This is a genomic window from Oleiphilus sp. HI0043 (genome assembly GCF_001634935.1).
Window position 1 is genome coordinate 1 of sequence record NZ_LWEY01001484.1, and the last position, 947, is coordinate 947.

Annotated in this window: 2 protein-coding genes; both read right to left on the minus strand. The window is 43.0% G+C overall.

Annotated elements, in window-relative coordinates; translation table 11 throughout:
• On the minus strand, positions 1-383 hold a 383-nt coding region (locus tag A3729_RS21125; RefSeq protein ID WP_197475966.1), incomplete at its 3' end, for a hypothetical protein.
• 188 nt (positions 384-571) lie between these two features.
• Positions 572-947, minus strand: a 376-nt coding sequence (locus tag A3729_RS21130; protein ID WP_197475967.1) for an ATP-binding protein, incomplete at its 5' end; no start/stop codon positions are given.

Sequence of the window (947 nt, forward strand, 5' to 3'; positions counted from 1 at the left end):
TAACGTCTACCCCGATTGTTATATAAGAATCTGCTGTTTGGATTTAATCCCTGGTATTGAGCGCTACCAATGACTGTTCCCCACTTTTTCTTAAGGCGATACTCAATCCAATCCTGGATTATTTCGCGACTTACTGGATTAGTAAGCCAAATAGTTCGTGGCTTAAGGCGCTTACAGATCTTGGCAGGAAGATGAATTTCTTTTCTTAATTCACCTGTAGAGTTTAAAAGAGATCCAGTTTCGATTAATGCGATTTCACTGACTCGCATAGCAGCATGAGAGAGAACCAGAGCGCAGCGCTTACCCTCTTTGTGAGTCATCAGATTTGCGACCGCAAGAGCGTGTCGAATTTCTTTCTTGGATAAAGCTTCAGCTTTACTCATGTCTGTATTTTCCCTTGTAGTACGAAGATACAGACAAAGCATTATCGGCCCTGTCTAAGAAGACTAACACACTAAGTTTATTGGCTTCCACGGAAAATCCCTACCCTGTGCGTATTCCGCTAAAACTGATCAGCCGTTGCGCTGAACGTGATCACTTGTTTCCCATCCATGCATCGTGAGTTGTCTTTTTACTTCAAGTGATCATCTTCAGTCAACGAAGTTAGTACTTTTCTCATCGATTCTCCTTTTAAGTTAAGTTTGTGAGCGTTATGCAGTAGCCGGTCTAATATGGCGTCAGCCAAGGTCGGATCGTCGATAAATTTATGCCACTTCGTCATCGGTAATTGGCTAGTCACTATGGTCGATTTACTGTTGTGGCGATCTTCCATAATTTCGAGTAGATCATTTTTTTGAGGCTGTGTTAAAGCCTCCAAGCCCCAGTCATCGATAATTAGAACATCAGCCTTGGCTATTTGGTTTAAGAGTCTTAGGTAGCTACCATCGCCGTGTGAGATGGTCAGCTGCTCGAACAACCGCGAGGCTCTGAAGTATCGTACTTGATAA